General features: G+C 57.1%; 21 protein-coding genes and 4 pseudogenes. 20 read left to right on the top strand and 5 right to left on the bottom strand.

Going from position 1 to position 24707, the window contains the following annotated elements:
• The 8 genes and pseudogenes from G205_RS08000 to G205_RS22635 all read left to right on the top strand — a co-directional run.
• Window positions 1–406, top strand: a pseudogene (locus G205_RS08000) (GTP 3',8-cyclase MoaA); the annotation flags it as partial.
• A gap of 7 nt (window positions 407–413) precedes the next feature.
• Window positions 414–680, top strand: a complete 267-nt coding sequence (locus G205_RS07995; RefSeq protein WP_009357543.1) for a MoaD/ThiS family protein — start codon at window positions 414–416, stop codon at window positions 678–680.
• Between the two features lie 636 nt (window positions 681–1316).
• Window positions 1317–2168 (top strand): 2,6-dihydroxypyridine 3-hydroxylase subunit NdhA, encoded by an 852-nt coding sequence (gene ndhA, locus G205_RS21040; RefSeq protein WP_009357542.1) that lies wholly within the window; start codon window positions 1317–1319, stop codon window positions 2166–2168.
• Window positions 2165–2664 (top strand): annotated as a pseudogene (gene ndhB / locus G205_RS21035) (2,6-dihydroxypyridine 3-hydroxylase subunit NdhB). Before ndhA ends, ndhB begins: the two are co-directional and overlap by 4 nt.
• Window positions 2657–5107, top strand: a complete 2451-nt coding sequence (ndhC, locus tag G205_RS07990; RefSeq protein ID WP_035752431.1) for a 2,6-dihydroxypyridine 3-hydroxylase subunit NdhC — start codon at window positions 2657–2659, stop codon at window positions 5105–5107. Before ndhB ends, ndhC begins: the two are co-directional and overlap by 8 nt.
• Window positions 5108–5177: 70 nt before the next feature.
• A complete protein-coding gene (locus G205_RS07985; protein ID WP_035752428.1) occupies window positions 5178–6455 on the top strand; it encodes a (S)-6-hydroxynicotine oxidase in 1278 nt (425 codons plus the stop codon).
• A 553-nt stretch (window positions 6456–7008) separates the two neighbouring features.
• Window positions 7009–7383 (top strand): DUF948 domain-containing protein, encoded by a 375-nt coding sequence (locus tag G205_RS07980; protein WP_009357538.1) that lies wholly within the window; start codon window positions 7009–7011, stop codon window positions 7381–7383.
• 17 nt (window positions 7384–7400) lie between these two features.
• Complete coding sequence (locus G205_RS22635) at window positions 7401–7616, top strand: hypothetical protein (RefSeq protein WP_009357537.1); 216 nt, start codon at window positions 7401–7403, stop codon at window positions 7614–7616.
• Between the two features lie 1256 nt (window positions 7617–8872).
• Here the strand turns inward: G205_RS22635 and kdhB are convergent.
• The 3 genes from kdhB to G205_RS07975 form a co-directional block, all read right to left on the bottom strand.
• Entirely contained in the window at window positions 8873–9355 is a 483-nt protein-coding gene (gene kdhB / locus G205_RS21025; protein WP_009357536.1) for a 6-hydroxypseudooxynicotine dehydrogenase complex subunit beta, read from the bottom strand.
• Window positions 9355–10245: a 6-hydroxypseudooxynicotine dehydrogenase complex subunit alpha gene (gene kdhA, locus G205_RS21020; protein ID WP_009357535.1), complete on the bottom strand. Its 891-nt coding sequence runs from the start codon at window positions 10243–10245 to the stop codon at window positions 9355–9357. The genes kdhB and kdhA overlap by 1 nt, the downstream gene beginning before the upstream one ends.
• A 149-nt stretch (window positions 10246–10394) precedes the next feature.
• Window positions 10395–11579 carry a PucR family transcriptional regulator gene (locus G205_RS07975; RefSeq protein ID WP_009357534.1) on the bottom strand — a complete coding sequence of 395 codons (1185 nt, stop codon included), beginning with the start codon at window positions 11577–11579 and terminating at the stop codon, window positions 10395–10397.
• Between the two features lie 64 nt (window positions 11580–11643).
• Here G205_RS07975 and G205_RS07970 point away from each other — a divergent pair, with 64 nt between their 5' ends.
• Window positions 11644–12867: a PucR family transcriptional regulator gene (locus G205_RS07970; RefSeq protein ID WP_009357533.1), complete on the top strand. Its 1224-nt coding sequence runs from the start codon at window positions 11644–11646 to the stop codon at window positions 12865–12867.
• A gap of 33 nt (window positions 12868–12900) precedes the next feature.
• On the opposite strand, the gene G205_RS07965 is transcribed toward G205_RS07970, so the two are convergent.
• Both G205_RS07965 and G205_RS07960 read right to left on the bottom strand, forming a co-directional pair.
• Entirely contained in the window at window positions 12901–13251 is a 351-nt protein-coding gene (locus tag G205_RS07965; protein ID WP_009357532.1) for a cupin domain-containing protein, read from the bottom strand.
• Window positions 13244–14347, bottom strand: coding sequence for a 2,6-dihydropseudooxynicotine hydrolase (locus G205_RS07960; protein WP_035752425.1), 1104 nt, complete (start codon window positions 14345–14347; stop codon window positions 13244–13246). The genes G205_RS07965 and G205_RS07960 overlap by 8 nt, the downstream gene beginning before the upstream one ends.
• Window positions 14348–14513: 166 nt before the next feature.
• On the opposite strand from G205_RS07960, the pseudogene kdhC reads away from it, so the two are divergent.
• From kdhC to G205_RS07910, 11 genes and pseudogenes are all read left to right on the top strand, one after another.
• A pseudogene (gene kdhC / locus G205_RS07955) lies at window positions 14514–16897 on the top strand (6-hydroxypseudooxynicotine dehydrogenase complex subunit gamma).
• A 95-nt stretch (window positions 16898–16992) separates the two neighbouring features.
• Window positions 16993–17301 carry a Dabb family protein gene (locus tag G205_RS07950; RefSeq protein ID WP_009357529.1) on the top strand — a complete coding sequence of 103 codons (309 nt, stop codon included), beginning with the start codon at window positions 16993–16995 and terminating at the stop codon, window positions 17299–17301.
• 295 nt (window positions 17302–17596) lie between these two features.
• Window positions 17597–18229: a cyclase family protein gene (locus G205_RS07945; RefSeq protein ID WP_235046825.1), complete on the top strand. Its 633-nt coding sequence runs from the start codon at window positions 17597–17599 to the stop codon at window positions 18227–18229.
• Window positions 18226–19415, top strand: a pseudogene (locus G205_RS07940) (FAD binding domain-containing protein). Before G205_RS07945 ends, G205_RS07940 begins: the two are co-directional and overlap by 4 nt.
• A gap of 12 nt (window positions 19416–19427) precedes the next feature.
• Window positions 19428–20132, top strand: coding sequence for an SRPBCC family protein (locus G205_RS07935; RefSeq protein WP_009357526.1), 705 nt, complete (start codon window positions 19428–19430; stop codon window positions 20130–20132).
• Between the two features lie 5 nt (window positions 20133–20137).
• Window positions 20138–21019: a carbon-nitrogen family hydrolase gene (locus G205_RS07930; protein WP_235046828.1), complete on the top strand. Its 882-nt coding sequence runs from the start codon at window positions 20138–20140 to the stop codon at window positions 21017–21019.
• A gap of 197 nt (window positions 21020–21216) precedes the next feature.
• Window positions 21217–21423 carry a hypothetical protein gene (locus tag G205_RS22625; protein ID WP_235046824.1) on the top strand — a complete coding sequence of 69 codons (207 nt, stop codon included), beginning with the start codon at window positions 21217–21219 and terminating at the stop codon, window positions 21421–21423.
• On the top strand, window positions 21405–22109 hold the full coding sequence (locus G205_RS07925; RefSeq protein ID WP_009357524.1) for an AAA family ATPase: 705 nt from the start codon (window positions 21405–21407) through the stop codon (window positions 22107–22109). Before G205_RS22625 ends, G205_RS07925 begins: the two co-directional genes overlap by 19 nt.
• Window positions 22110–22127: 18 nt before the next feature.
• Entirely contained in the window at window positions 22128–23216 is a 1089-nt protein-coding gene (locus tag G205_RS07920; RefSeq protein ID WP_035752455.1) for a vWA domain-containing protein, read from the top strand.
• The gene (locus tag G205_RS07915) at window positions 23209–24342 is read left to right on the top strand and encodes an XdhC family protein (RefSeq protein WP_035752422.1); all 1134 of its coding nucleotides are present in this window, start codon (window positions 23209–23211) and stop codon (window positions 24340–24342) included. The genes G205_RS07920 and G205_RS07915 overlap by 8 nt, the downstream gene beginning before the upstream one ends.
• A gap of 2 nt (window positions 24343–24344) precedes the next feature.
• Complete coding sequence (locus G205_RS07910) at window positions 24345–24704, top strand: hypothetical protein (protein ID WP_035752419.1); 360 nt, start codon at window positions 24345–24347, stop codon at window positions 24702–24704.
• The last annotated feature ends 3 nt before the right edge of the window (window positions 24705–24707 follow it).

The raw sequence follows: 24707 nt of genomic DNA, 5'->3' as shown, positions 1-24707 counted from the left end.
CCTGCTCTCCACCGACTTCGTCCTCACCACCGATCCGCGGGCCCGTGACGGCGCCCCCGCCGAACGCTTTGAAGTACGACGCCGGGTGGCCGGGTCTGCTGCCGCTCCTGCGGACGGGCCCGCGCTGGGAACAGTCGGCATCATCGCTTCGGTGACGGAGCCCTTCTGCTCGGACTGCCGCAGGACCCGCATCACGGCCGAAGGCAAGATCATGAGCTGCCTGTTCTCACGCGAGGAATTCGACCTCCTGGGCCTCCTGCGGTCCGGCGCGTCGGATGACGACCTTGCACGCCGCTGGCAGGACGCCATGTGGCTCAAGCCAAAGGCCCACGGCATGGACCACGTGGGACTCGACGCTCCGGACTTCGTCCAGCCGGACCGCAGCATGAGCGCCATCGGGGGCTGACACTTTCATGAACGTACGCTACTTCGCTGCCGCACGTGCAGCCGCAGGCCTCGAGGAAGAGAAGTTCGACCTGCCTGAGGGCACCACGGTGGCCGGGCTCCTGGACGCCGTGCTGGCCGTGGAACGACCCGAACCTCCCGCCGGCACTCCTCCGCTCCCCCGCATCCTCTCGCGGAGCAGCTTCCTGCTCAATGAGGTGGCGGTGCGCGACCAGTCAACCGTTGTGGGACCCGATGATGTGGTTGACGTGCTCCCCCCTTTCGCCGGCGGGTAGGCCGGTGCAGCCTCGGCACATCCGGGCTGCACCGGAGGCCTGCCGATAATAGGCAATCTGTACTGGCTACACGGCAGGCCTGCTTCCGGCACGAGCGCGTAGCAGCCGATCACCACCTAGCTACTTGGCTGCCCCCAGCCCCGCCGGAAGGTGCGCGTTTGTGTACCGTCCTGGTTCTTCCGGTGGTGTCTCTTGAGGACCTTCCACGTGGCTATGCATCAGGCGAGATTTCGCTTTGTGGCCGCAGGAGTATCAGCACTTGAACCTTCCGCCCATATGCCAGCCCCTACTCGGAGACGGCGCGATGGCAGGTAGAGCCGCCGCATAGCGGGGGAGACGCCTTCCAATTCCTGTGCGCAGGACCGGACCGGCGGCGCTGTCAGGACGAGCGCCGAAAGGAAAACCAAAGGGCTCAAGAGCATCCCTCTGCGGGCCTCACTCATCAAGACGGTTCACGCGTTCAGCCTGGACCACCGTCTTTCGTCCACCCGCCCCGCCCTCGCCGGAAAGCGGATGTTAGCCGGGACACATTCTTTATGCACACTCCGACAAAAGGTACGTCGCAGTTGTTCCTCGATGCCATGCAAGAAGCAACGGCCCATAGGGAATGATGTAAGTCATTCGAGGGAGTGAAGGATGAAATTACCCGCAATTAGATACGCATCGCCGGCTTCAATCGAAGAAGCCTGCGACTTACTGTCAAACGATGAGGACTCCAAAGTGATCGCTGGAGGCCAGAGTCTTTTACCTGTCATGGCTATGCGGTTAGCCCAACCGACCGTCGTTGTAGACCTCGGAGGCGTTCCTGGCCTGACTGACATGGAAGAAGTTGGAGATTACATTCGCTTCGGCCCTATGGTCACCCATACCACCATCGTGAGTTCCCCTGTCATTGCAAAGCACCTGCCAATGATGGCGGCAGCTGGACGGCACATAGCCCATCCCCAGATTAGAAATCGGGGGACACTGGGTGGATCCTTGGCTCATGGAGATGCAGCGGGCGAGTGGCCACTCGTGCTGGTTGCCCTCAATGGAATGGTGGAAGTCCAAAGCGTAAGAGGACGACGCACCATTGAGGCCGATGACTTGTTCGTCGGTCCGTACATGACAAGTGTTGCCGCTGATGAAATTATCACTGATGTTTGGATACCGTCACGCCCGAACGGCTGGGGCTATGGGGAGTTTGCCAGACGATCCGGAGACTACGGGCTCGCGAATATTGCAGTCGTTTTGTCGGCTGAAGATTCGCGCATTTCCGATGCCCGGATCGCCGTTGGAGGTGCTGTCGGCAAGATCCAACGAGTACCCGATGCAGAAGAGGTCCTTACCGGATCTGAGCTGTCGCCGGATAGGGCAGAAGTGGCCTCAGAAGCTGGAGCGAAATCGCTCTCGTATATCTCAGACATGCACGGTTCGGCCGAATATCGGCATGGCCTGGTGCAGGAGCTGATCCGACGCACCATAGTTGAAGCAGGAGCACGTACGTGACAACACCACCGCCTTCAGATCGCGTCGAAATTGACGTGGAAGTAAACGGACGTCGCCGAACTGTCGCAGTGGACGCGCGCGATACCTTGGCCGACCATCTGAGGAACGACCAAAAACTTACGGGCATCAAGCTGGGGTGTGAGCACGGTGTCTGCGGCGCGTGCACGATACTCATGGATGGGGCGGCTGTACGATCCTGCCTGACTCTTGCCGCTCAGGGCGACGGACGCACCATCGGACGGTCGAGGACCTTTCGGATGGAGCCGCCCTCAGCCCCCTTCAGGAAGCTTTCAAAAGGCACCACGCCCTCCAATGCGGCTTTTGCACTGCAGGCTTCCTCATGTCGGCTACCGAGTTGCTTGAATCAAACCCTAGCCCGACAAGAGACGAAGTTATCGAAGCCCTGTCGGGTAACCTATGCCGGTGCACGGGCTACCAGACGATTGTTGAGGCTGTTTTGGATGCAGCGGGCCAGATTGGAAATGAAAATGGATAACCCACATTATTTCTCTCCTCCAATAACAAGAAACGTCATCGGTAAACGGGTCCCCCGAACTGAGGATGCAAGACTTCTCACCGGCCGGGGGAAGTATCTGAATGACGTCAACGTTGACGGCCAATTGCATGCTTGTTTCGTGCGCAGCCCCGCTGCTCATGCTCAAATAAACGGCATTGACACGTCGGCCGCCTCAGAAATGCCTGGCGTTCACCTTGTCTGGACCGCCGCGGACATTGAGGAGTACTGCGCCGGCATTGAAGCGCAGTACACCGCTGAGGGATGCGAAGCGATGACCATGCCTCTCCTGGCCAAGGACGTCGTCCGCTACGTTGGTGAACCGGTTGTATTGATAGTCGCAGAGTCGCGAGCGGTAGCAGAAGATGCATGTGATCTCGTAGGCCTCGACCTGGAGCAACTCGAGGTCGTACTTGACCCCCGCCAATCCATTCAAGGAGGCCCGGTAGCAAACGGCGAACGCCCTGACAATGTGGGCATCCGGGGGCGGGCAACCTTTGGGGATGTGGATGAGGCATTCAGCAATGCTGCGCATGTGGTTTCCGCCCTGTACCACCCTGGCCGCGTGGCAGCCGCACCCATGGAGACGAGGGGTTGCCTAGCAGACTACGAATGGACTGAGGATCGGCTCAAACTTTGGGTGTCAACACAGATGCCCCATTACGTGAAAATGTGTCTGAGCCTCTTTCTTGGTTTCGATGAGTCCCGGAGTGAGATCATTTCTCCTGACACCGGTGGTGGCTTCGGGCAGAAGGCGCACGTATTTCCAGAAGAAATGCTCATGCCCTTGGCCTCGAAGCACCTTAAGGCGCCGGTGAAGTGGGTAGAGGATCGCCGTGAAAATCTGCTGGCGGGTTCACACGCTCATGAGCAGTTCGTGACAATTCAATATGCTGCCAACGCTGAGGGAAGAATAACCGGGGTTCGTACTCATGCTTTAGTTGACGGGGGAGCCTACCACATGCCCCCGCAGACTATGGCTGTCGAATGTTGGGCCACAGCAGCAGTCACGCCAACCGGTGTGTACGATATCCCGGCCGCTGAGTATGTGTACGAGGGGGCTGTTACCAACAAGTGTCCCATGGGCGCCTTCCGTGGTGTTGGCTACACGGCGGGAACTCTTGCCCGCGAGTGCCTCATGGACGACCTGGCGCGGCAGATGAAGGTCTCTCCGTTCGAAATCAGGAGGCAGAATGTCGTCCGGGAATTCCCGTGGACAAACCCCCAGGGAGTCGTATATGAGGAGGGCTCCTTTCTTGAAGTAATCAACGCGTTGGAAGAAATGGTCGATTACCCGGCTTTTCTTCTTCGACAAGAAGAAGCTCGCAAGAACGGGAAATACCTGGGACTGGGAATAAGCGTCTTCGTCGAAAGTAGCGGCGAGAGCACGGGAATGATGCAGGCTCATGGAGCAACTGATGTGTTCCACGATACGGCGACCGTCAAGATGGATTCTACTGGGTCGGTCACAGTAACTTCGGGATTGAATTCCCAGGGACAAGGCCATCAAACGACCCTCGCCCAGGTAGCGGCGGATGTCTTGGGCATACCCTTCGAATCGATCAGCGTAGATGCCGGTACCTCCACCAAGGGCGCCTATGGCAGTGGCACTATCGGAAGCCGCGCCGCTGTCATCGCGGGTGGATGCGTCAACCGTGCAGCCCATGCCATCCGAGAAAAACTGGTTGCCGTCGCAGCCAACATGCTCGAGTCTTCTGAGGAAGATGTGGTGTTGGAAGAGGGCTTCGCGTCTGTAATTGGGGCTCCGGAATCGCGGGTGAGCATCGCCGACGTAGCCATGGCGGTCTACTGGGACTCATCCAAGTGGCCTGCCGGTTTTGAACCAGGCCTGGAGTTCACAAAGGCGTGGGACACATCGCGTCCGATGTTTTCTAACGGTGGTCATGCCTTGATCGTTGAGCTGGATCCTGTTACCGGATTCGTGACGGTCGAAAAGGTGTACTCCGTCGAGGACTGCGGGGTAATGATTAATCCCACAATTGTTGAAGGTCAGATCCGCGGCGGAGTCATTCAAGGAATTGGCGCCGGCCTCTTCGAGCAGCTGGTTTATGACAAGTCAGGAAACTTGTCTACTACATCCTTCTTGGATTATCAGACGCCAACTATGGACATTTCCCCGCCATTTGAAATCAGGCATCTTGAAACTCCGTCGAAGATGACAGCATCAGGGGTAAAGGGGATGGGAGAGTCAGGACTGATTGCTGCACCGGCCGCGGTACTCAATGCAGTCAATGATGCCCTATCTCCCTTTGGTTCCGTTCTCTATGAACTCCCGGCCACGCCCGAGAAGATTATTCGCGCCACCAAGGGCATTGTTGACCTGGAAGGGCCCCAAGATTGGACAGAACTCTGGGGTCGGGCAGGTGTACCTGCGCTTGATCGAGGCGCAATGGACCTGGCGTAGGGGCATTGTTTCCTGCAACTTCTGGGTAGAAGCGAACACCCTTAGGGCACGAATGTGAAGGAAGAAAACTTTGTATGACGCGATTGTGGTTGGTGGGGGTTTTGGAGGGCTGAAAGCAGCACGTGACCTTACCAATGCTGGTAAGAAAGTAGTTCTGCTTGAAGGCGGGGGGCGCCTCGGTGGACGAGCGTATTCCCGGGAGTCCCGGAATGTGCCGAACCTACAGGTCGAGATCGGTGGAGCGTACCTTCACCGGAAGCACCATCCGCGGTTAGCGGCTGAACTGGACCGGTATGGAATTCCCACTACAGCTGCTAGCGAGTTCACCTCGTTCAAGCATCGCCTTGGACCGACCGCACTGGACCAGGCATTTCCTATTCCTGGCTTAGAAGCAGTTGCAGTGGAAGCAGCCATCTACACATTGCTGCGGGATGCACACAGGATCGATCTGGAAAAGGGGCTGGAGAACCAAGACCTTGAGGACTTGGACATCCCACTAATCGAGTACGTTGACAAACTGGATTTGCCCCCTGTTTCCAGACAATTCTTGCTCGCCTGGGCGTGGAACATGCTTGGCCTGCCGGCTGACGAAGCATCCGCGCTTTGGGCGCTGCAACTTATTGCAGCACATCACTACAGCATCCTCGGCGTGGTTCTCTCGCTGGATGAAGTCTTTGCTAATGGTTCCGCTGACCTCGTCGACGCGATGGGCCAGGATATTCCTGAAATCAGAATGCATACAGTCGTTACGGGCATAGACCAGTCTGGCGACGTAGTGCACGTAACCGCCAAAAATGGGGATGCATTTCAAGCTCATTCCGTGATTGTTGCTACGCCAATGAACACTTGGCGGAGGATCCTGTTTACCCCCTCCCTTCCTGAAAGGCGGCTGTCAGTGATCGAGGAAGGGCATGGCGGCCGGGGACTGAAGATTCTCATTCACGTGCGCGGAGCCGAAGCAGGAATTGAATGCGTTGGAGACGGAGTTTTTCCCACGCTTTACGACTATTGTGAGGTTTCGGAAAGCGAACGACTGTTGGTCGCTTTTACGGACTCAGGATCCTTCGACGCTACCGACCTAAGCGCTGTCAAGGACGCGGTGCGTTACTACCTGCCAGAGGTTGAAGTTCTGGGTATCGACTACCACGACTGGATTGCAGACCCACTTTTCGAAGGACCCTGGGTTTCTCCCCGAGTGGGGCAGTTTACTCGTGTGCATAAGGAACTTGGAGAGCCTGCTGACCGGATTTATTTTGTAGGCTCCGATGTTTCGTTGGCGTTCCCGGGCTATATCGAAGGGGCCCTGGAAACCGCGGAGGGCGCCGTAAACGCAATCCTGCACGCGTAGAGCGCGGGTTCGATAAGACCTCTCCTTGGTGTTCCAGGTTCACTTCCGGCCCAAGGGCAGTCACACGGCTGGAGCACGTGGTGCGTCTAAGAACTGTAGATGGCGGCTGCAGCGTCTGGGTTGTGGCCAGCGCCTGCGACAACAACAAACTGCTAGCAGTTGAACTGATTCCATGAACGCCACCGGCCCCAGGAATGGCTGGGGCCGGTGGCGTTCAGATGGCTTAGCAGTGACGAGCTTGACGGTTCGTGATTTGCTGCCTAGCGATCGGCCGGCGTGTCCGCGCCATCGAGTGCTGGCGTGGTACCGCCTTACTTGCTGCTCCGCGGCGGGACTCTCGCCTGAGCGGCCAGGTACGCGTTGTTCTTTCATACCTTGCCGCTTTTCAGGGTGCGCGCTGCACAAGAAGGCATCCGCTGTGAGGGTGCGCCTCTATCTCTGGTCTTGACTTCAAGGGTCCCCGGCACCCAGTGGATTTCCCCCCCTGCATGCTTTCCCTATCCATATGAGCAGCTTTGTGCTCACACATATAAGTTCTTGGAGATGAATGTCTATGTCTGTTGGTGCTCTCGCCGGCCTCATTGCTGCGGTGATGTTTGCACTCCTTGTCCTGCTGCTGGCAGTGCCCATTATGAAACTGGGCCAGGTACTCGACGAGGTACGAATTGCGATCAGGTCATTGAGTGAGGGCACCACACCGCTGATGGCTGAGGTAACAGCTACTGTTTCCACTACACATCAACAACTCAAGAAGGTGGACGACATAGCATCGAACGTTTCGGACGCCAGCGCCAATCTCTCCGCGCTGTCCTCCTTGGTCGCCGCCTCGATCGGGTCACCATTGATTAGGGTGTTGGCTTTCAGCCATGGTGTCAGGACGGCCTTGGCAAATCACTCCAAGCCCGTTACCGGCCGCCGAAGCCGCTGAGTTTTGGAGAACCAATAATGAAACGACTCGTTTGGATGGGTATCGGGGTGGCTATTGGAGTCATTGCCCTTCGGACGGTTACTGACTCACGGTCCAGCCTGGGGCCTGGAGGCCTAAATCAGGCAGTTGGCCGAATTACTGACGGAGTTTACGATTTTGCTGATGCGGTCCGCGCAGGAATGCGCGAGCGGGACTCCGAGCTTCGCGTCGCGCTCAGTGGCAAAGTAGCGTGATCCAAACCCCTGGGTGTGTAGATCGGAGCTGGATACCGGGCTAAACCTCTCTCGCTGGCGCCGGGACGCGAAACCGTCCCGGCGCAACTGTCCGCTCCAGAGCTGGTCAGGTGTCCAGCATATAAAATGGACCGTTTCGTGGCCGGGCCGAACGCAGGTGCCACCATGTTTACGGGCAGTGACCGGCATGATATCTCTGCTGGCTGGCTGGCCTCTTTCCGGAGTTGGTCTTTCCTTGGGATGCGCCCGCGTCCGGTGACGCTGATGGCGCCGGAGCCGGGGGGTGGTAGCGGCAACAGCATTTCGCTCGTGCCGGAATTGACCAGACCGCCTGCCGGGCGCATCGTCGGATGACTAGCCGGAGGTCAGCCTCCGGTACCCACTGCACTACCTGGCGTTACCGTGCTCCGGGCGGTGGAATTTAGGTGGCACAGGAACGAGGTCTTGAGGAACTGGGTTGCCCGTTGGACCAATCGCGCGATTTCCGGGAACAAGGGTCGGCGCCCACTGCTCCCGCCGGAATCGAATGAGTATCTGCAACAAAGCAGATCGTAGGCTTCACAGCATTCGCACGGGTGTCGTGAGGCGCACGCTCAGATATACGAAGACGACCTGGGAGATGTTGCTCGCCAGCGACGGCGTTTTTGGGAGATCCCAAACCGCCGCTATCGGTTTCTCGACGGTCGCTGGCTTGAACTGCTGGTGATGGCTTACGGCTGACATCGTCCTGTGTTCAGAGTAGTCATACTCTGGGATAACTGCGGGAATGCAGATGTTGCATTCCCCGCAGTTATCCCAGGATGGTGAATCCCGAGCCAGGAGGAGTCGTGTCTGGCCCGGAAACATAGGGACCGCATGATGCTGTTTAGTCTTGCACTCGCGATGGCGACGCTGGATTTCCGGCTACGGTCCATTTTCGTTTTGTTCTGTGTCTTTGACCTTCAGCCGTGAGGCCAAGATTCCCATATCGAGACATGCTCAGGATCCCGATAGGCGGAGGCTGCGCTGAGAAGTATCTTCTGTACAGAAGCTGCCTGCCAGAATTGCTCATCCGGTCCGTTCATCCTGGTCGTGTCATCATCGGGATTCAGCACGTGTTGTTGCTTTCTTCGCCTTCTAAGATTCTGCGTTTTTATTATGCAGAGTGCCTATGGGAATTTCTGTTTCGGAAATATCCATAACCGCCACGGGGAAAGCTGTTAGGGGATGATGGGGACGCCGAAACGTTGAGCCCCGCGAAGGGGTCGAGATTAGAGTCAGTCGTCGTGAGCCCTACAATTGAAGGCTTCTACTGTAGCTTCCACAATTTGCTGGTATCCCGTACAACGACAAATATTTCCCGAGATAGCTTCGCGAGCACTCGTCGCATCGAGGGTAACCTCGTCGTCATCATAGAGAGGCTTAAGCGTCATCAAGAATCCTGAGGTGCAAAATCCACACTGCAAGGCATGGCATTTTGAGAAGGAACTTTGCAGCGGGTGAAGCTGTCCGTCCTGCTGTAGGCTTTCGACGGTTTCAATCCTGGAATTGTTCGCCTGTACGGCCAGCACGGTGCAGGATCGCACGGGCTGGCCATCCATCAGCACAGTACAGGAACCGCATACGCCGTGCTCGCAGCCTACTCGAGTACCCCTGAGGTGCAGGTCATCCCGTAGGAAGTCCGCAAGGAGCCGACGAGGCTCGACGTCCGTTTCGTGGTTGACTCCATTTACTTCAACCGTTAGGTGAAAGGCGTTCATCAGTGATCCCTGCTTTCCTGTGTCGGTCTCGCGCGGTTCAGTGCTTGGGCGAGGGTTCTTTCGACGAGCGTCCGAATAACTTGTGCACGGTACGAAGCACTCCCGTGCACTGTGGGCACGGGGTCAAGACCCTGTACCGCGGCGCGCGCAGCGGCGACAATATCTTGACTGGAGAGAGTGCTATCAATCAGGATGCTCTCCGCCTCGTGACAGCGAATGGCGGTTGACCCTCCGCCCAGGACAGTAATCCTCGCCCGCGAACATTTGCCTTGCTCGTCCAAGGTGACGATGGATGCAGCCCCTCCTATGGCGTAATCACCATGTCTTCGGGAAAATTCATCAAATGCAGCACCGGTTCCAGGAGGCAGCAGAGGTACGTTCACCTCCACAATGAGCTCGCCGGGAAGGATGCTTGAGACAAAATGCGAGACCAATAGTTCCTTTATAGGAATACTCCGCTCGCCTTGTAGAGACTTTGCGGTGACGGAGGCGTCAAGGGCTAGCAGGACTACGGGCAGCTCTGCGGCTGCATCGGCATGTGCAAGGGAGCCGCCGATCGTTCCTCGAGTACGAATTTGAGGGTGCGCGATCCATGCCGCCGCTTCCGACAGGATTGGAAGGTTATGCGAAATGGTTTTGGAGCTTGTTAGCTTCGCATGACGGGTCAAGGCGCCGATCGCAATAGTTTGATCGGATTTCTTGATGTTTGCCAAACCAGGTATGCGGTTTATATCGACCAAAAGGGACGGACGGGCCATCCGGAAATTTAGGAGCGGGACTAAGCTCTGACCGCCGGCGATGACCTTCGCGTCATCGCCGCCGTCCGCCAGCAGGCGGAGCGCATGCTCAACCGAATCGGCAACAACGTAATCGAAAGAAGGTGGCTTCACGGGCAGTACCGCCGGCCGCGCTCATTGTTCATGTCACTACTTTGCCCCCTTGGTATGAATTTGCGCTCTGCGTCATGGGACAAATCAGTGCCGCGACCTACCTAGAACAGACAATCCCGCGACGCGCTAGCACTGGACGCTGACCTTCACTACAGAATGTCGGTCCCAGCAATTGACTTCAACAAGCCATAAAGCCGTAGTGCGACGAGGAGCTCCACATTGCGTTCTGCAACGCTTATGCCAAGCCGTTCTTCAATGGATCTGAGCCGGTAGGCGACGGTGCGCTCATGGACCTGGAGCGCCGTTGCAGCCGCTACGGCGTTGCAACCGGCCGAGAAATAAGCCCGAAGGGTGTCGCAAAGTATGTCTCTGCGGGGATCGCTGAGCAAAGGGCCCAACTGCTGCGAGACCAGGTCACGCACCGCCTGCATATTTGTGGCGAAGACAGCTTCGAGAGCCACATCGGAATATCGGGTTATCCGTGCGCCCGTCAGGCGGCCCACTTTATAGGCCCTCCATGCGCGCTGGTGACTGCGCCGGAACCCGGAAAAGCCCTTATCAAGGGACCCTAGAGCTAAATGTGCACCATCAGGCAAGTCACTTTCACTGACTTGCGTGACGGCATCCTGGCCCTCCGGTACCGCCAACCAGCCCAAAAACGCTCCGCCAGTGCTTTCCAGTATCAAAGGCGCATCGCTGTTGATAAGCGTAGCGGCGCGGTCGATCGTACCCTTTGGATCATGTCCCCAGGCCACCACGGATAAATGTTGTCCTTCAAAGGCGTACTTCGCGTTAGGTCGGGCAATGCGCCGTCCTGCAATGAAATCCCGCAACTCATTTCTAAGCCGGTGATCCTCCGACTTATAAAAGAACCGATGCTGTTCCGAACGATACGCGTCGATGACATTGGCGACTACAACGTCGTGCCACCGATGCTGCAGCTGAGAGACCCACTTCTGAATTTCCAACTGCTGTGATGCATCCGGAACAAGAGTGGTTGTAAAGTCCAAGAGCACATCCCACGTCGCAGACTGCAGCACTCGATAGGTGTGAATGAGTTCGAGTAGATCGACGCCGGCTTGGGCTGTCTCACGCGCCTCGAGGGTGGCCTCGGCAAGAAAATCCTCGTCGGGTTCCTCTGACCCGGACAATGCCCTGCTGATAGATAGCAAGGCAGCGGCGAGCCGCTCAGACCTCCGCTGCGCCAGTGCCGGGTCTAAGCCCACACCAGCCTGAACATCATCTTGGAGTCGACGGACCATAGAGTCGGACAGCTGATCTATATTTGCTGTAATGGCAGCCGATATTGCCGATAGAAGTTGCGTCTGGATCATGTTCCTACTTCATGCGCGCTACCTGCGTCTCGGCGCAGGCCAGCTCCGTTGATAGTCTCAGTGTATGACCATTGAGGAAGGACTGGATGAACTCTCCGCTGCCGTGAAGGCAAGGATTCCTGAAATCTACGACTGTATTAGGGCAAGACTGCAGTATGCGTACGAAGACTATTCGACCGCGACACGGAACTCGTCTCTTACAGAGGCAGAATCGGAAACCATTACGGCTTCCTTGCGCGATGTCCTCGAATACATCGGTCAAGGGCGGGTAGGAGCCACCAGGGCTTCCAATGAGACTCTCCGCGAAGTGAGGTTGGCGGCACGGGCGGGCGTCGACCTCCATCACCTACTCAGGGGATCTAGGGCGGCCCAAGCCACGTTGTGGGAGTTTATCCTTGAAGAGGCGCACCGAATCATCATCGATCCTCTCCAAAGGTCAAAGGTTCTAAGGCATGCCAGTGCAAGCCATTTCGCTTGGAACGATAGAGTTTCCGCTTCCATCATCGAAACGTACCAAATGGAGAGCACTGCCTTTTCCAGGCAAAGCCAGAATCGCAGGAAGCTATCGACGTTGAGGGCCCTCCTTGCCGGGCTCCCAATAGATTCGACAGTATTTTCCTACAACCTTTCAGGCCGGCACCTGGCTGCGGTGGTATCGGGCGAAGGCGTTGAGGCTGTTGCTCGTACGTTCGGCGCCGCCTCTCGGATTCGCCCCCTTGTTATCACGGCCGAGGATGAGACCGGCTATATCTGGGCCGAGTGGTCGAATCGACTGCCCTCACCGCAAGTTGTCCTCGCAGATGCCTTGCCGAAGGATACAAGGATTGCGTTTGGGACTCTAAGCGAAGGTGTCGATGGATTCGTAGTTTCCCATAGACGGGCGTTGGAAGCCGAGTCGGTCGCCCAAAAACTGGGCACCCAGGTTACTTGGTATGAAGATGTCATGCTTGAGGCGTTGGCTACGCGCGATCTCGCCGCAGTAACGTCATTCATCTCCGACGAATTGGGGGGTCTCGGATTGCACCAAGACCCCCCGAGCAGGCTGGTCGAAACCCTCGAAGCTTATTTTGCTTCGGGCCAGAATGCGGCGTTGGCTGCACAGCGCCTGGGAGTGCACAGCCGAACTATCGCCTATCGGCTGAAACTGATCGAAGCCAAAATAGGTTCAAGAGGAGTGCTGCGAGATGAATTGCCCGTCGCCATCAGACTCTGGCGGATGGTCGAGGCCATGAAGCTTGAGCTCGGAGGGCTAGAGGAGTCTCCCGCTCTCCCGCAGCCAGCACCGTAAGTGGCCCCGTTGCGGTGTCGCTGATGGCAGCTCTTATTCAACCAAGAACCAGATCTCCTTGAAGGGCTCGTGAAACTCCCAAGTCGACACATGCCCCTTCGGCAGGAATACCAGGTCGCCGGCAGTCACGGACACCGGCTCTTGGGACGCCAGAGTGAGCGTTGCGGAGCCTTCGACAACGTAAATAATCTCGTTGTCCATAAGTTCATAGGTTGTTGTGCTCGGCTGCGAGGTGAAGATACCCGTGCCGAATTGAGGAGAGGAAGTGCGTTCGAAGAGCGTGAACCCATGACCATTGGGGTTTCCCTCTTGGACGGTGACGCCATCCGGCTGCCAGGATTCAAGCGGCGCCGTGCCGGTACTGATCTTTCTGATTTTATCCATTGATAGGCCACCCCTTCATTGTCGGGGTGAGCGTCTTTCCGGCTACCAGAACATCATAGAGCCAGTCTGCCATTTCAAGCCTCGGTCGGATTCCAAGGTTGTGGCAGCAGTGATCGCCGTCCTTTTCAACTACTAGGTGCAGGTGTTGTTTCGGCACCAAGTCAAGAACGGTATCCACGAAGGACAATGGAACCTCGTCGTGAACCCCGTGCAGGATGTACGTCGGGCATGTGATCTGCGGAAGGACGTCCCGGGTCTCCAAAGCCGCGTGGACGTGCTGCCTTGCTTCCTCGAGAGTGCCAACCTTGGAGACGTACCTCCAGCTTTCCTTTGTCAGAGGAGTTTCGAGGTCCCAGTAGTCCAGGTCCGAGAATCCGCCCCAAGAGATGCATGCGGCCAAACGCGGTTCACATGCGGCAGATTTGAGAGCATAGTTACCGCCCAAGCTGCGCCCCAGCACTGCGATAGCATCGTTCCGGATTGTTTCAAGTCCGGTGAGAAGATCCACTACCGCGGACGTGTATTTTTCGTAATCACCCGCAAGCCGCTTGTGTTCGAACATTTCGCCCTGGCCGGGCCCGTCAAATGTGGCTGTAGCCATTCCCCGATCGAGCACAAGGTTTTCCATCTGGAAACTTTCCTCTTTGGTACTCTCAAGACCCCCGAGCATGATGACGGCGGGGTGTGGTCCCGGGCCCTCAGGAATGCGGACGTAGACAGGCATCGGTATGCCGTCAACGACCAGATCGTGACGCTCTGCAGGGGGGGACAGAAGTGGAGCTGCTTTCTGATATAGCTCAACTTTTCGAGCTTGGCCCTTCTGTCGGCGCTCGTCGAACCAGAGGAACTGAGCGTACTGGGCGCAAAGTGCGGCTGACATCAGGAGCTCCCCGGCGGAGAGGTCATGGCCCAGGGCCACTTTTCGTTCCGCGTCCTGCTCATACTCATTTGCGAGATTCATCCAGTAGTCAAACCAGGTGATCTCCTTGGGCCTATCGCGGGCACCCACCATGTCTGAGTAGGAAACGCCGTCAAGGATAAGACGTCCCCAGTTCAGCATTTCATCTTCAGGTTTCACTTGCGAAGTTACAGTCATCCTGCCATCTCCCTAAATTCAGCTTCCGTGACCCCGCACAAGGGGGCTGCGAAATGATCATGCTATGGAAGCTGCGCGAGGGCGCCTACTAACTGCGGATACTTGGGTCGCGTTTTTGTCAATGCCTGAACATCCGGGCTGGACGGCCCGATGACATACTGAGCGCATGATGGCAAAGGCTAAAACGCTCATCCCTGACAACGGTAGAGCCGGCGCGGACGAGGGCAACAGGCAGGCATGGATAGGCCAGGAGGTGCTGCGGCGCGAGGATCGCCGGCTACTCACTGGATCAGCAACATTTGCTGGCGATCTGGGAGTGCCCGGGCAATTGCATATGCGCATTGTCCGTTCAACACAGGCCCATGCCCGGATCGTGTCCATTGATGTTACTGAAGCTGAAAAGACTCCAGGCGTACGAATGGTTATCACGTCTGAGCACACACGGCACTTGGGTTCCGTTCTCTTGGAAGAGCTGGGATACCACGAGATATATGACAACATTGAGGACTTTAGTCACCCGGTCCTGGCAGTAGACAAGGTGCTGTACGTGGGGCAACCGGTGGTTGCCGTCCTTGCAGTTGATCCTTATCGTGCCGAAGACGCGGCCGAACTTGTCTCCATCGAGTATGAGCCGCTCCCGGTCCTCTTGGACCCGGAAGAAGCGTTGACCGGTAAGGTCGAGCTTTTTCCGGGGCGTGGTAACGAAGGTGCACGCATCAAAAAGGCCTACGGCGATATTGATCGGGCCTTCGCCGAAGCGGAGCACGTCATCCGCCACAAGTACGTCACCAACCGCCATTCCGGTGTACCTATGGAACCACGGGCCGTACTGGTACAGCCCGACCCGGCAAGGGACACATTGTTCATCTGGGGCACCGTGCATGTGCATGACAACCGGAGGATCATCGCCAAGATGCTAGATCTTCCCGAGGTCAACGTACGGATGAAACACGTGGAAGTCGGCGGAAATTTCGGCGTGAAGGGCGGAGTCTTCCCAGAGACCGTGGTTGCAGCCTGGGCGGCCCGTGCGCTGGGAGTACCGATCAAATGGATTGAGGACCGCGTCGAGCACATGACTGCCACGTCCCATGCCCGGGAAATGGTGCATAACCTCGAACTCGCGCTCGATGCTGAGGGCAGGATCCTCGGCATGAAGGACGAAATTTTCCACAATCATGGTGCCTTTTTCAGGCAAGCGGAGCCGCTGGTCAGCGACATTACTGCCGGTATCGTGTTCGGCCCGTACCGGGTTCCTGCTTACGATGCTACGTTGCACGCCGTGTTTACCAACAAAACACCTGTCGGCGCGTATCGTGCGCCCGGACGCTACGAATCCACCTTCGCTCGCGAGCGGATTTTCGATCTGGCTTGTGAAGAAATCGGCCTCAGTAAGACGGAATTCCGGCGACGGAACCTTTTAACGGCGGAGGACCTCCCTTGGGCGCCGGGTCTTGATATCGTCCACGAGCCGTACCACTTCGACTCGGGTGATGTAGTCAAACATTTTGACGAAGCGCTGCAGGCAGCAAACTTTCCAGAGTGGCTTGAGGAATCCAGACAGTTGCGGGCAGAGGGCCGAAAAGTGGGCGTAGGCCTGGGCGTGCTGATGGACAAAGCAGGGCTGGGGCTTTTCGAAACAGGCGGTGTCGACGTCAGCCGTGCCGGCCGCGTTACGGTCAAGACCGGAGCTTCTTCGGTAGGGCAGGGAATCGAGACGGTTCTGGCCCAGATTGTCGCCGAAGAGCTACAGATCGCTCCCGAAAACATCGACATCGTTCACAGCGATACGGAGCTTATTCCGGATGGCGTTGGTTCCTGGTCCAGCCGTTCAACCGTTCTCGCCGGAGGTGCTGCCCGCAAGGCAGCGCTTGCAGTGGTGGATAAAGCCAGACGTCTGGCCGCCGAGATGTTGGAAGTCGATCCCGACGACCTCGAACTGACTGCAGGCAGTTTCAAGGTCAAGGGCACCGATCAACAAATTACGCTGTACGAGATCGCAGCGGCGAGGGACCCTTTCACAGCGAGGGCGGACAATGACGAACCCGGCCTGGCTGCGGACGCCGTCTACGTGAACAACGCCATGAACTACCCATACGGCGTAACCCTGGTGCAAATCGAGCTAGATCCTGACACAGGCGGTCATAAGATTCTTCGCTTTTCCACGTCCACGGAAGCCGGGCGGGTAATCAACCCCCTGACCACAAGGGGCCAGATCATAGGTGCCGCTGTTCAAGGAATTGGGGGTGCGCTTTACGAGGAGTTCCTTTACGAAGAGGACGGACAGCCTATTACGACTTCGTTCATGGACTACTTGTTGCCGGGCGCTCAGGAGATGCCGAACGTCGACTGCTTTGTAACTGAAGATGCCAAGTCACCCGACAACCCTTCGGCGCCAAGGGCCTTGGGGAAATTGGCATCATTGCCGCTGGAGCGGCGATCGCTTCCGCCATAGATGATGCCATTGCCGATGGCATACACATCGACCGATTGCCAGTCACGCCCGAGCAGATCTTCACCCGCTGTCAAGGTTTGAACAAAGCAGAACGGTAACTTGTGCAATCCGCCAGTGGGACAACTTCGCTGCTCTTACGAAACTGAACAGACAACCCGGCGGGTAATCCAAGACACATATGAGAGGTCCACTGATGACTAAGATTCGACACGTATTTGCATGGCGCGTAGCTGAAGGCAGCAGCCAGGAGGAGATTGTTGAAATTCTCAACGCCCTTCCGCCGCGCCTAGGTTTCATTCAAGGCTGGGAGATTGGGACTCACTCCGGTGACCCTGGCGACAACGGCGCGCCGTGGGATGGAGTTTTGATTTCTGACTTTGCAAGCTGGGCTGATCTGGACAAGTACTCCACGGATCCCTTCCACCTCGAAGTAGTCGCGACACTTATGCCGATGTTCGCGGATAGGGCTGTGGTGGATTATGAAGTTGAGGCAGCCCAATGAGCCAGACTGCAGATGTAAAGGTAGGGAAGAGCCCGTGGGGACCCAATGACGAGCGAGGGGCACTAAACCTCCTTGATGAGTCCGTTCGCGCAGACGTTCTTCAACGGGCAGATCCTTCGCGGGTCTATGACCTTAGCGTTGACTACTTCGTGGGCATGCCCAGCTTTCAGGGCGCCGGAGACCCTAGCTACCAAATTTTCATGAGCCACACCCCCCAGGCACAGTGGTGGATAACCTTAACGGCGTTGGAGAGCATGTCAACAGGCACGTGTGTTACTCGGGTGACGTTGTCTTCATGTACACCCACACCGGAACGCACATCGACTCGTTGAACCACTTCGGTGTCGACGGACAGATCTATAACGGCTACAGGCCTGAGGAGAATCTGGGCAGCCGGACCTGGACCAAGGGTGGAGCGGAGACAATTCCGCCAATCATCACCCGCGGCGTGTTGCTGGATATTGCTGGCCTGAAGAACGTTGACTGCCTTCCTGATTCCTACGCCATCACTGTTGCAGACCTTGAAGAGGCACTGGATAAAGCCGGCCTCGCATTGCAGGCAGGGGATGTGCCCTTTGTTCGTACCGGACGTATGCGTTACTGGCCGGACGGAACCAAGACTCTTGGAAACCCTCCGGGCCTAAGCTTGGACGCTGCCCGGTGGCTCACAACCCAAAACATTGCTGCAATTGGTGCTGACCAGGAGTGCGTAGAGGTAGGCCCGTCCGAGCACGAGGACAACTGGCTTCCAGGGCACACGCACTTCCTTGCTGAAGCAGGTGTACCCATGGTGGAACTGTTGAACCTGGAGGAACTGGCCAAGGATGGAGTGCAGGAATTTTGTCTGATCGCTGCTCCGATCCGTCTTAGGGGAGCGAGCGGCGCGCCAATGCGGCCGCTCGCCATGGCACTAAGGAAGAATGCATGAGCCCGACAACCGACCGCATTGCAGTAGTTGGAGGTTCGATAGCTGGCTTGGCCGCAGCGCTGATGCTTCGAGATGCTGGCGTTGAGGTCGATGTCTATGAGCGATCCCCCCAGCCCCTCTCGGGCTTCGGCACAGGCATCGTCGTTCAACCGGAGCTTGTTCGTTACTTGATGGAGCAAGGTGTTGAGCTGGACTCCATTAGCGTTCCGTCATCCTCCATGGAATATGTCGACGGACTGACAGGAGAAAGTTTCGGATCCGTTCCTGCAGACTGGCGTTTTACTAGCTACGACTCAATTTACGGGGCGCTCTACGAGCTGTTCGGACCCGAGCGATACCACACCAGTAAGTGCCTCGTCGGCCTCAACCAGGATTCCGAAGCGGTGCAGCTGCGCTTTTCCGACGGCACGCAGGCTGAAGCGAACTGGTTGATCGGCGCGGACGGCGGAGCTCTGTAGTTCGTAAACGACTGTTGGGCGTTGAGCTAAATACGCGGGCTACGTCACTTGGCGTGGCGTGCTTCAGCCGGGCGAAGTTTCCGATGATGTGTGGAACTACTTTAACGACAAGTTCACGTACGGTCTTCTGGAAGACGGTCATCTCATCGCTTACCCGATACCTGGACGGGAAAACGCAGAGTCTCCGCGTCTGAACTTTCAGTGGTACTGGAACGTCCCTGAAGGAGCTGACATCGACGAACTTATGACAGACGTTCGCGGCATAAGGCTCCCGACATCAGTGCACCATAACTCGCTGAATCCCCACAATCTCCGTCAGTTCCACAGCAGGGGTGAGCGACTTTTCAAGCCTTTCAGGGAACTTGTGCTCAACGCGTCTTCCCCTTTTGTGACTGTTGTGGCAGATGCCACCGTGGATCACATGGTTCACGGCCGCGTCCTGTTGATCGGAGACGCGGCTGTGACTCCCCGGCCCCACGCAGCTGCGGGTGGAGCAAAAGCCTGTGACGACGCACGCACTTGCTGAAGTCTTTACAAGGAACCACGATCTGCGGGGGTCATTGCAAAATTGGGAAACCAAACAACTGCAGCAGGGAAACGCCTATCTCCAGAAAGTTAAAGAGATGGCGTCCCGCCTGCAGCACGGGGGAAGCTTTGAGCCCGGAAACCCCGCATTTGCATTCGGGCTCCCTAAAGTGGATGAACCATCCGTCGTCGAGAACGTTTAAGGAAAAACCATCATGGAGATGACCAACACTTTCACCGTGCCCGTCCCACCGGAGGAGGCGTGGCCGGTACTGCTGGACTTGCAGCGAATCGCCCCCATGCTTCCCGGAGCCTCCATCACCAGCGTTGATGGTGATGAGTACGAGGGTAAGGCAAAAATCAAGGTGGGGCCCATCACGGCCGAGTATGTAGGCGTCGCCCGCTTTATTGAGGTCGATGAAAAGGGTCGGCGCGCAGTAATCCAGGCCCGTGCGAAGGATGCCCGCGGGCAAGGGAATATGTCGGCGACCATTACCGCCCGGCTTGAGCCGGAAGCCAATGGCGCAACCGTTATCGTTCAGACCGAGCTGGACATGACCGGAAAAATCGCCCAGTTCGGGCGAGGTGTGATCAATGAAGCGGCGACCGCCATCCTCGGAGTCTTCGCTCAAAGGTTGGCCGTGGAGATGACTTCAGGGGGCGAGTCCACCAGCGGAGCATCCACTGAGCTCTCAAAGACTGAAGGAGGCCAAGGAAAAGAACTAAGGCAGCCTTCGCAGGCAGAACCCGAAGCACTGGACCTCATCAAGCTGGCGAAGGACACGCGGGCTGCCAAAAAGGGCCCCCAGATGGAGATCCCCGCAGCCGGACAATGGCTGCCCGCAATTGTTTCTGTCGTAGCTGCACTGATTGCGGTCTTCGCTGCCGGTGTTGCAGCCGGAAGCAACCGAAAGTCTTGAACCTGATGGATGTGCGCGAAGTAGCACCAAATAGGGGGCAGCTTGATGTAGCGGCTGTTCAGGTGAGATTCGACTCGGCAGAACTGCTCGAGGACAGGATTTCGCGTACCCAGGGCTTGATTTCTGGCATTGGCGAAGCGGACCTCATCGTTCTGCCTGAACTGTGGCTTCATGGCGGGTTTTCCTACGACACCTGGCGACAGAACGCTGTCTCGCTGCAAAGTGAGGTGTTTACCTTCCTGTCCGAAGTGGCCACGGAAAAGAAAGCCTGGTTGCATGCCGGCTCTTTCATGGTGACGGAGCACAGCAACGCGGCTTCTGGCATGTGGAATACGTCCGTTCTTTTTGACCCGGCCGGATCCCTCCGGGCAACGTATAAGAAGATCCACCGCTTTGGGTTTTCCGATGGAGAACCAAAGCTGATAGCAGCGGGCGATGAGCCCGCGATTCTCGAGGTGCAGACAGAACGAGGCACCGCCATCACTGGACTCAGCACTTGCTACGATCTTCGCTTCCCCGAACTGTATCGGCATATGTCAGCTGAGGGTACGGCACTGAATGTGATACCAGCGTGCTGGCCCCTGTCGCGCATTCAGCACTGGCAGACTCTGGGTCGCGCTCGAGCAATCGAAAACCAATCCTTCGTCATTCAGTGCAATATGACGGGGGCTGACCAGAGCATAGAGTTGGGTGGACACAGTCAGATTGTGGATGGCAACGGAAACATCCTGACCCAGGCGGAGAGAGAGGAAACCGTTCTCCACGCCAGTCTGGATCTCGATTCGCTGAATGAAATGCGAAGTTCCTTCCCAGTCCTGAACGACCAGCGGGCAGATATCTGGGTTGTTAAAGGCAAGACGATGATCGCGAGCAACTTGCAGGAATAGCAAAGGGTTCAGTCCGAGCTGATGTTCTCGGCTTCGGGATGTCCTGCCTTTTGATACAGGGGGGACATCCCGGAACCGGCTGATCTTACGCTCGTGCACGGCATAGCGGCCGTCTACCAGCGGTATCCGTTACGACATACGTAGTCACTGCGGAGAGCCAGAATGCACAACCTCTCAAACGATTAGCAAGGCGAACAATGAGCAACGACAAAGTGATCAAGCCAGAAAGCCCCGGAGAGATGGCCGCGCGGCTCAAGGCTGTCAACTACTTGGCTGACGAGGGCTTGTCCACCACCGTCTTCTTATCTGTTGCTATGAATAAGCCGTTGCTTGTCGAGGGTGCTCCAGGAACGGGCAAAACGTCGCTGGCTGAAGCTTTAGCAAGATGCTCGCGATCCCGTTGATCCGGCTGCAGTGTTACGAGGGCATCGAATCGACCCAGGCGCTCTATGATTGGGACTTTTCACGTCAGATTCTGCACCTGCGGTCACTAGAGGCAGCAAATTCGACAACGAATGCGGAGCAACTGGAGCAGTCCCTATACACGGAGCGGTTCCTACTTCCCCGCCCGATTCTTCGTGCCTTGCAAGGCGGGCCGGCCGTTCTGCTCATCGATGAGGTTGACCGGGCGGACGATGAGTTTGAGGCCTTCCTCTTGGAGGTGCTTGCGTCAAACCAAATATCAATTCCTGAGTTGGGTACCATCACCGCGAGTGTTCCACCCATCGTGATCCTAACGTCGAACCGGACGCGTGAGTTACACGAGGCTTTGAAACGGCGGTGCTACTTCCATTGGATAGACCACCCAGAACCGGCCCGTGAGTTGGAAATCATCAAGACGCGGCTTCCCGGCGTCGATGAGAAGCTAGCGCAGCAGGTGGTTGACGTAGTCCAGTCCCTGCGCAATGAAGGGCGCTTGCGACGTTCTCCCGGGGTAGCGGAGGCGCTTGACTGGGCCCAGGCCTTGGACCGCCTTGGCGGAAGTGACATTAACTCCGACAGTGCTGGCTTGACGATTGGTGCCCTCTGCAAAGACCAAGACGACCGGGAGCTTATCTTGAGCACCTTGAGAACCATCTTCCCTACCTGACCGGGAATTGTGATTGTGATGTCTTCACAAATAGGTTTGACGATCTTCTATGGCTTCGTAGGTGCTCTCAGAGATGAGGGGATGGCCATAGGGGCCGAACAGGCCCGGCTTTACCTCGAGGCTCTGAGCGTTCTCAATCTCCAACGCCGCAGCGAGGTCTTCTGGGCCGGACGCGCGACGTTGTGTAGGAGCAGGGATGACTTCGAGACTTACGACCAGACGTTTCGCTTGTGGTTTTCATCCGAGCCTCCAGTACCTGTGCCCTTTTCGGAGAGACAGGAGGCCAGCCTGCCAGACGCAGCAGACGGCGACAGCCCCCAGTCAGAACTCGAGCAGCAAATTGCACTGGCTAGCAAGGACGAAGCCCTGCAGCATCGGGATGTAGCCCTGATGTCTGCTGAGGAAAAGAGGTATCTTGCGGAGGCCTTTGCTGCTCTGCCTATTAGACCACCGCTGAGAAGGGCGCGTTACAAGCGGACCCATCGCCACAAGCGCATCGATCCGGCACACACTGTTCGAGACCACCTAAAACGAGGCGGCGAACCAGGCCAGCTGCAGTATCGCCACCGAACGAAAAAGTCACGCCGAGTCGTCCTGATCGTGGATGTTTCGGGATCGATGGAAGCCTACGCTGACAGTTTTCTTCGCTTCGGTCACCGGCTTTTAGATGGCGCGGACACGACAGAAGTATTTTCTATCGGCACACGACTTACCAGAGTGACGTCGGCCTTACAGCATCCGGATCCAGAGGTCGCATTGTTGGACGCAGGTTTCGTCGTGCCGGATTGGTCCGGAGGCACGCGACTGGGGGAAGCCCTACAGGCCTTCATCACCTTGTGGGGACAACACGCAATGCTAAGAGGGTCTGTGGTAGTGATCGCCAGCGACGGGTGGGAACGCGGGGATCCAGGGGAGCTGGCCCACCAGGTTGCCCGCCTCCATAGCTTGGCGCACTGTGTCATCTGGTCCAATCCCCACCGTGGCAAGCCCGGATATGAACCCCTACAGAGCGGCATCAAGGCCGTTCTTCCGCACGTCGATGCCTTGGTCGCAGGCCACACCATGGCCGCCTTTAGGGACCTAGCAGATCGGATAGCACATGCGTGAAGTTATTGAAGCAGTAGCACAGTGGACGATGCGCGGAGAAACCTTCGCACTCGCTACAGTGGTCAGCACGTCAAAATCGGCCCCCCGGCCAGCGGGCGCAGCAATGGCTGTTAGCACCGCGGGGGAGGCCGTCGGTTCAGTTTCCGGCGGCTGCGTTGAGGGGGCTGTTTACCAAATTGCCCAGGACGTAATCGAAGGCGGTACCCCGGTATTGCAACGGTTTGGGTATAGCGACGATGACGCCGTAGCAGTGGGTTTAACCTGTGGCGGAATAATCGACGTCTTCGTTGAACGAGTTACCGACGAAAGTTATCCCGATATAAGGACTGTCATTCAGGACGTTCAGGTAGGTAACCCGGTTGCTACCGCGACCGTGGTGGAACATGACCAGGCAGAAATGCTGGGAAAGCGGCTCGTAGTTTGGCCAACCCACGCTTCCGGAACCCTTGGCAGTGCCATGCTGGATCATGCGGTGGCCGACGATGCTAGAGGGGTGCTTGCCTCCGGCGAATCCAAAGTGATCACGTACGGCCCCAGTGGAGAGCGGATGGAAACCGGCACAAAGGTCTTTGTTTCTTCCTACCAGCCGAAGCCCAGAATGATCATCTTCGGGGCCATTGACTTTGCCGCGGCAGTCGCGCGGGCTGGGTCAATGGTCGGGTTCAATGTGACGGTCTGCGATGCTCGTCCAGTGTTTGCCACTACGGCGCGTTTTCCTGGGGCCGATGAGGTAATCGTATCGTGGCCCCACGTTTACCTTCAGGAAGAAGTGGCGAAGGGAAAGGTGGACAACCGCACTGTCATCTGTGTTCTGACCCATGACCCTAAGTTCGACGTCCCAGTCCTAGATATCGCCCTGCGGCTGGAAGGCCCATCAAAGCCCTCCTACATAGGTGCGATGGGCTCTCGGAAGACGCATGATGACCGGCTAAACCGGCTCCTTGAGGCTGGAGTACTCGAGCCACAAATCGCCGAACTTCATAGTCCAATAGGACTTGATCTCGGCGGACGAACGCCAGAGGAAACAGCGGTGTCGATCGTGGCAGAAATAATCGCCAAGCGTTGGCAGGGGACTGGCCGCCCACTCCGCGATTCCGCTGGCGCAGTGCACTCGGACCCGGCCTAGCTATGGGCAACAAGAAAGGGTTCGCAGCCCAATCTTCTGAAGGCAGCTCATCTTGGCAGACCTCGGTAGAAAACAAGACCATCTTGGTTTCGAAATCCCCAGAAACCCAAGCACCGGGTGACTTCGACGAAACCCAGCTATTTGATTTGCGGATGTTGGGGCAGGGCGACCGGATCCATGTGTCGGAAGATGACACCTTACGCTACTCCGGCGTGGTGGACACCAGCGCTCCTTCCCTTGGCATTATCTGGATCCGTCAGGATGGGTTGGGCGAGAGGAAGCTGATTATTTGCACTGACTATCGGCTGCGTCAGGCTCGCACCAGTCACTGGGATTTGAAGGTTTTTGAACGCGAAGAATAGGAA

The organism is Arthrobacter nitrophenolicus (assembly GCF_000332815.1).
In the GTDB taxonomy this organism is placed as follows: Bacteria; Actinomycetota; Actinomycetes; order Actinomycetales; family Micrococcaceae; genus Arthrobacter; species Arthrobacter nitrophenolicus.
Note: the sequence above shows the minus strand (reverse complement) of the source record. Positions and strands in the feature narration are given on the sequence as shown.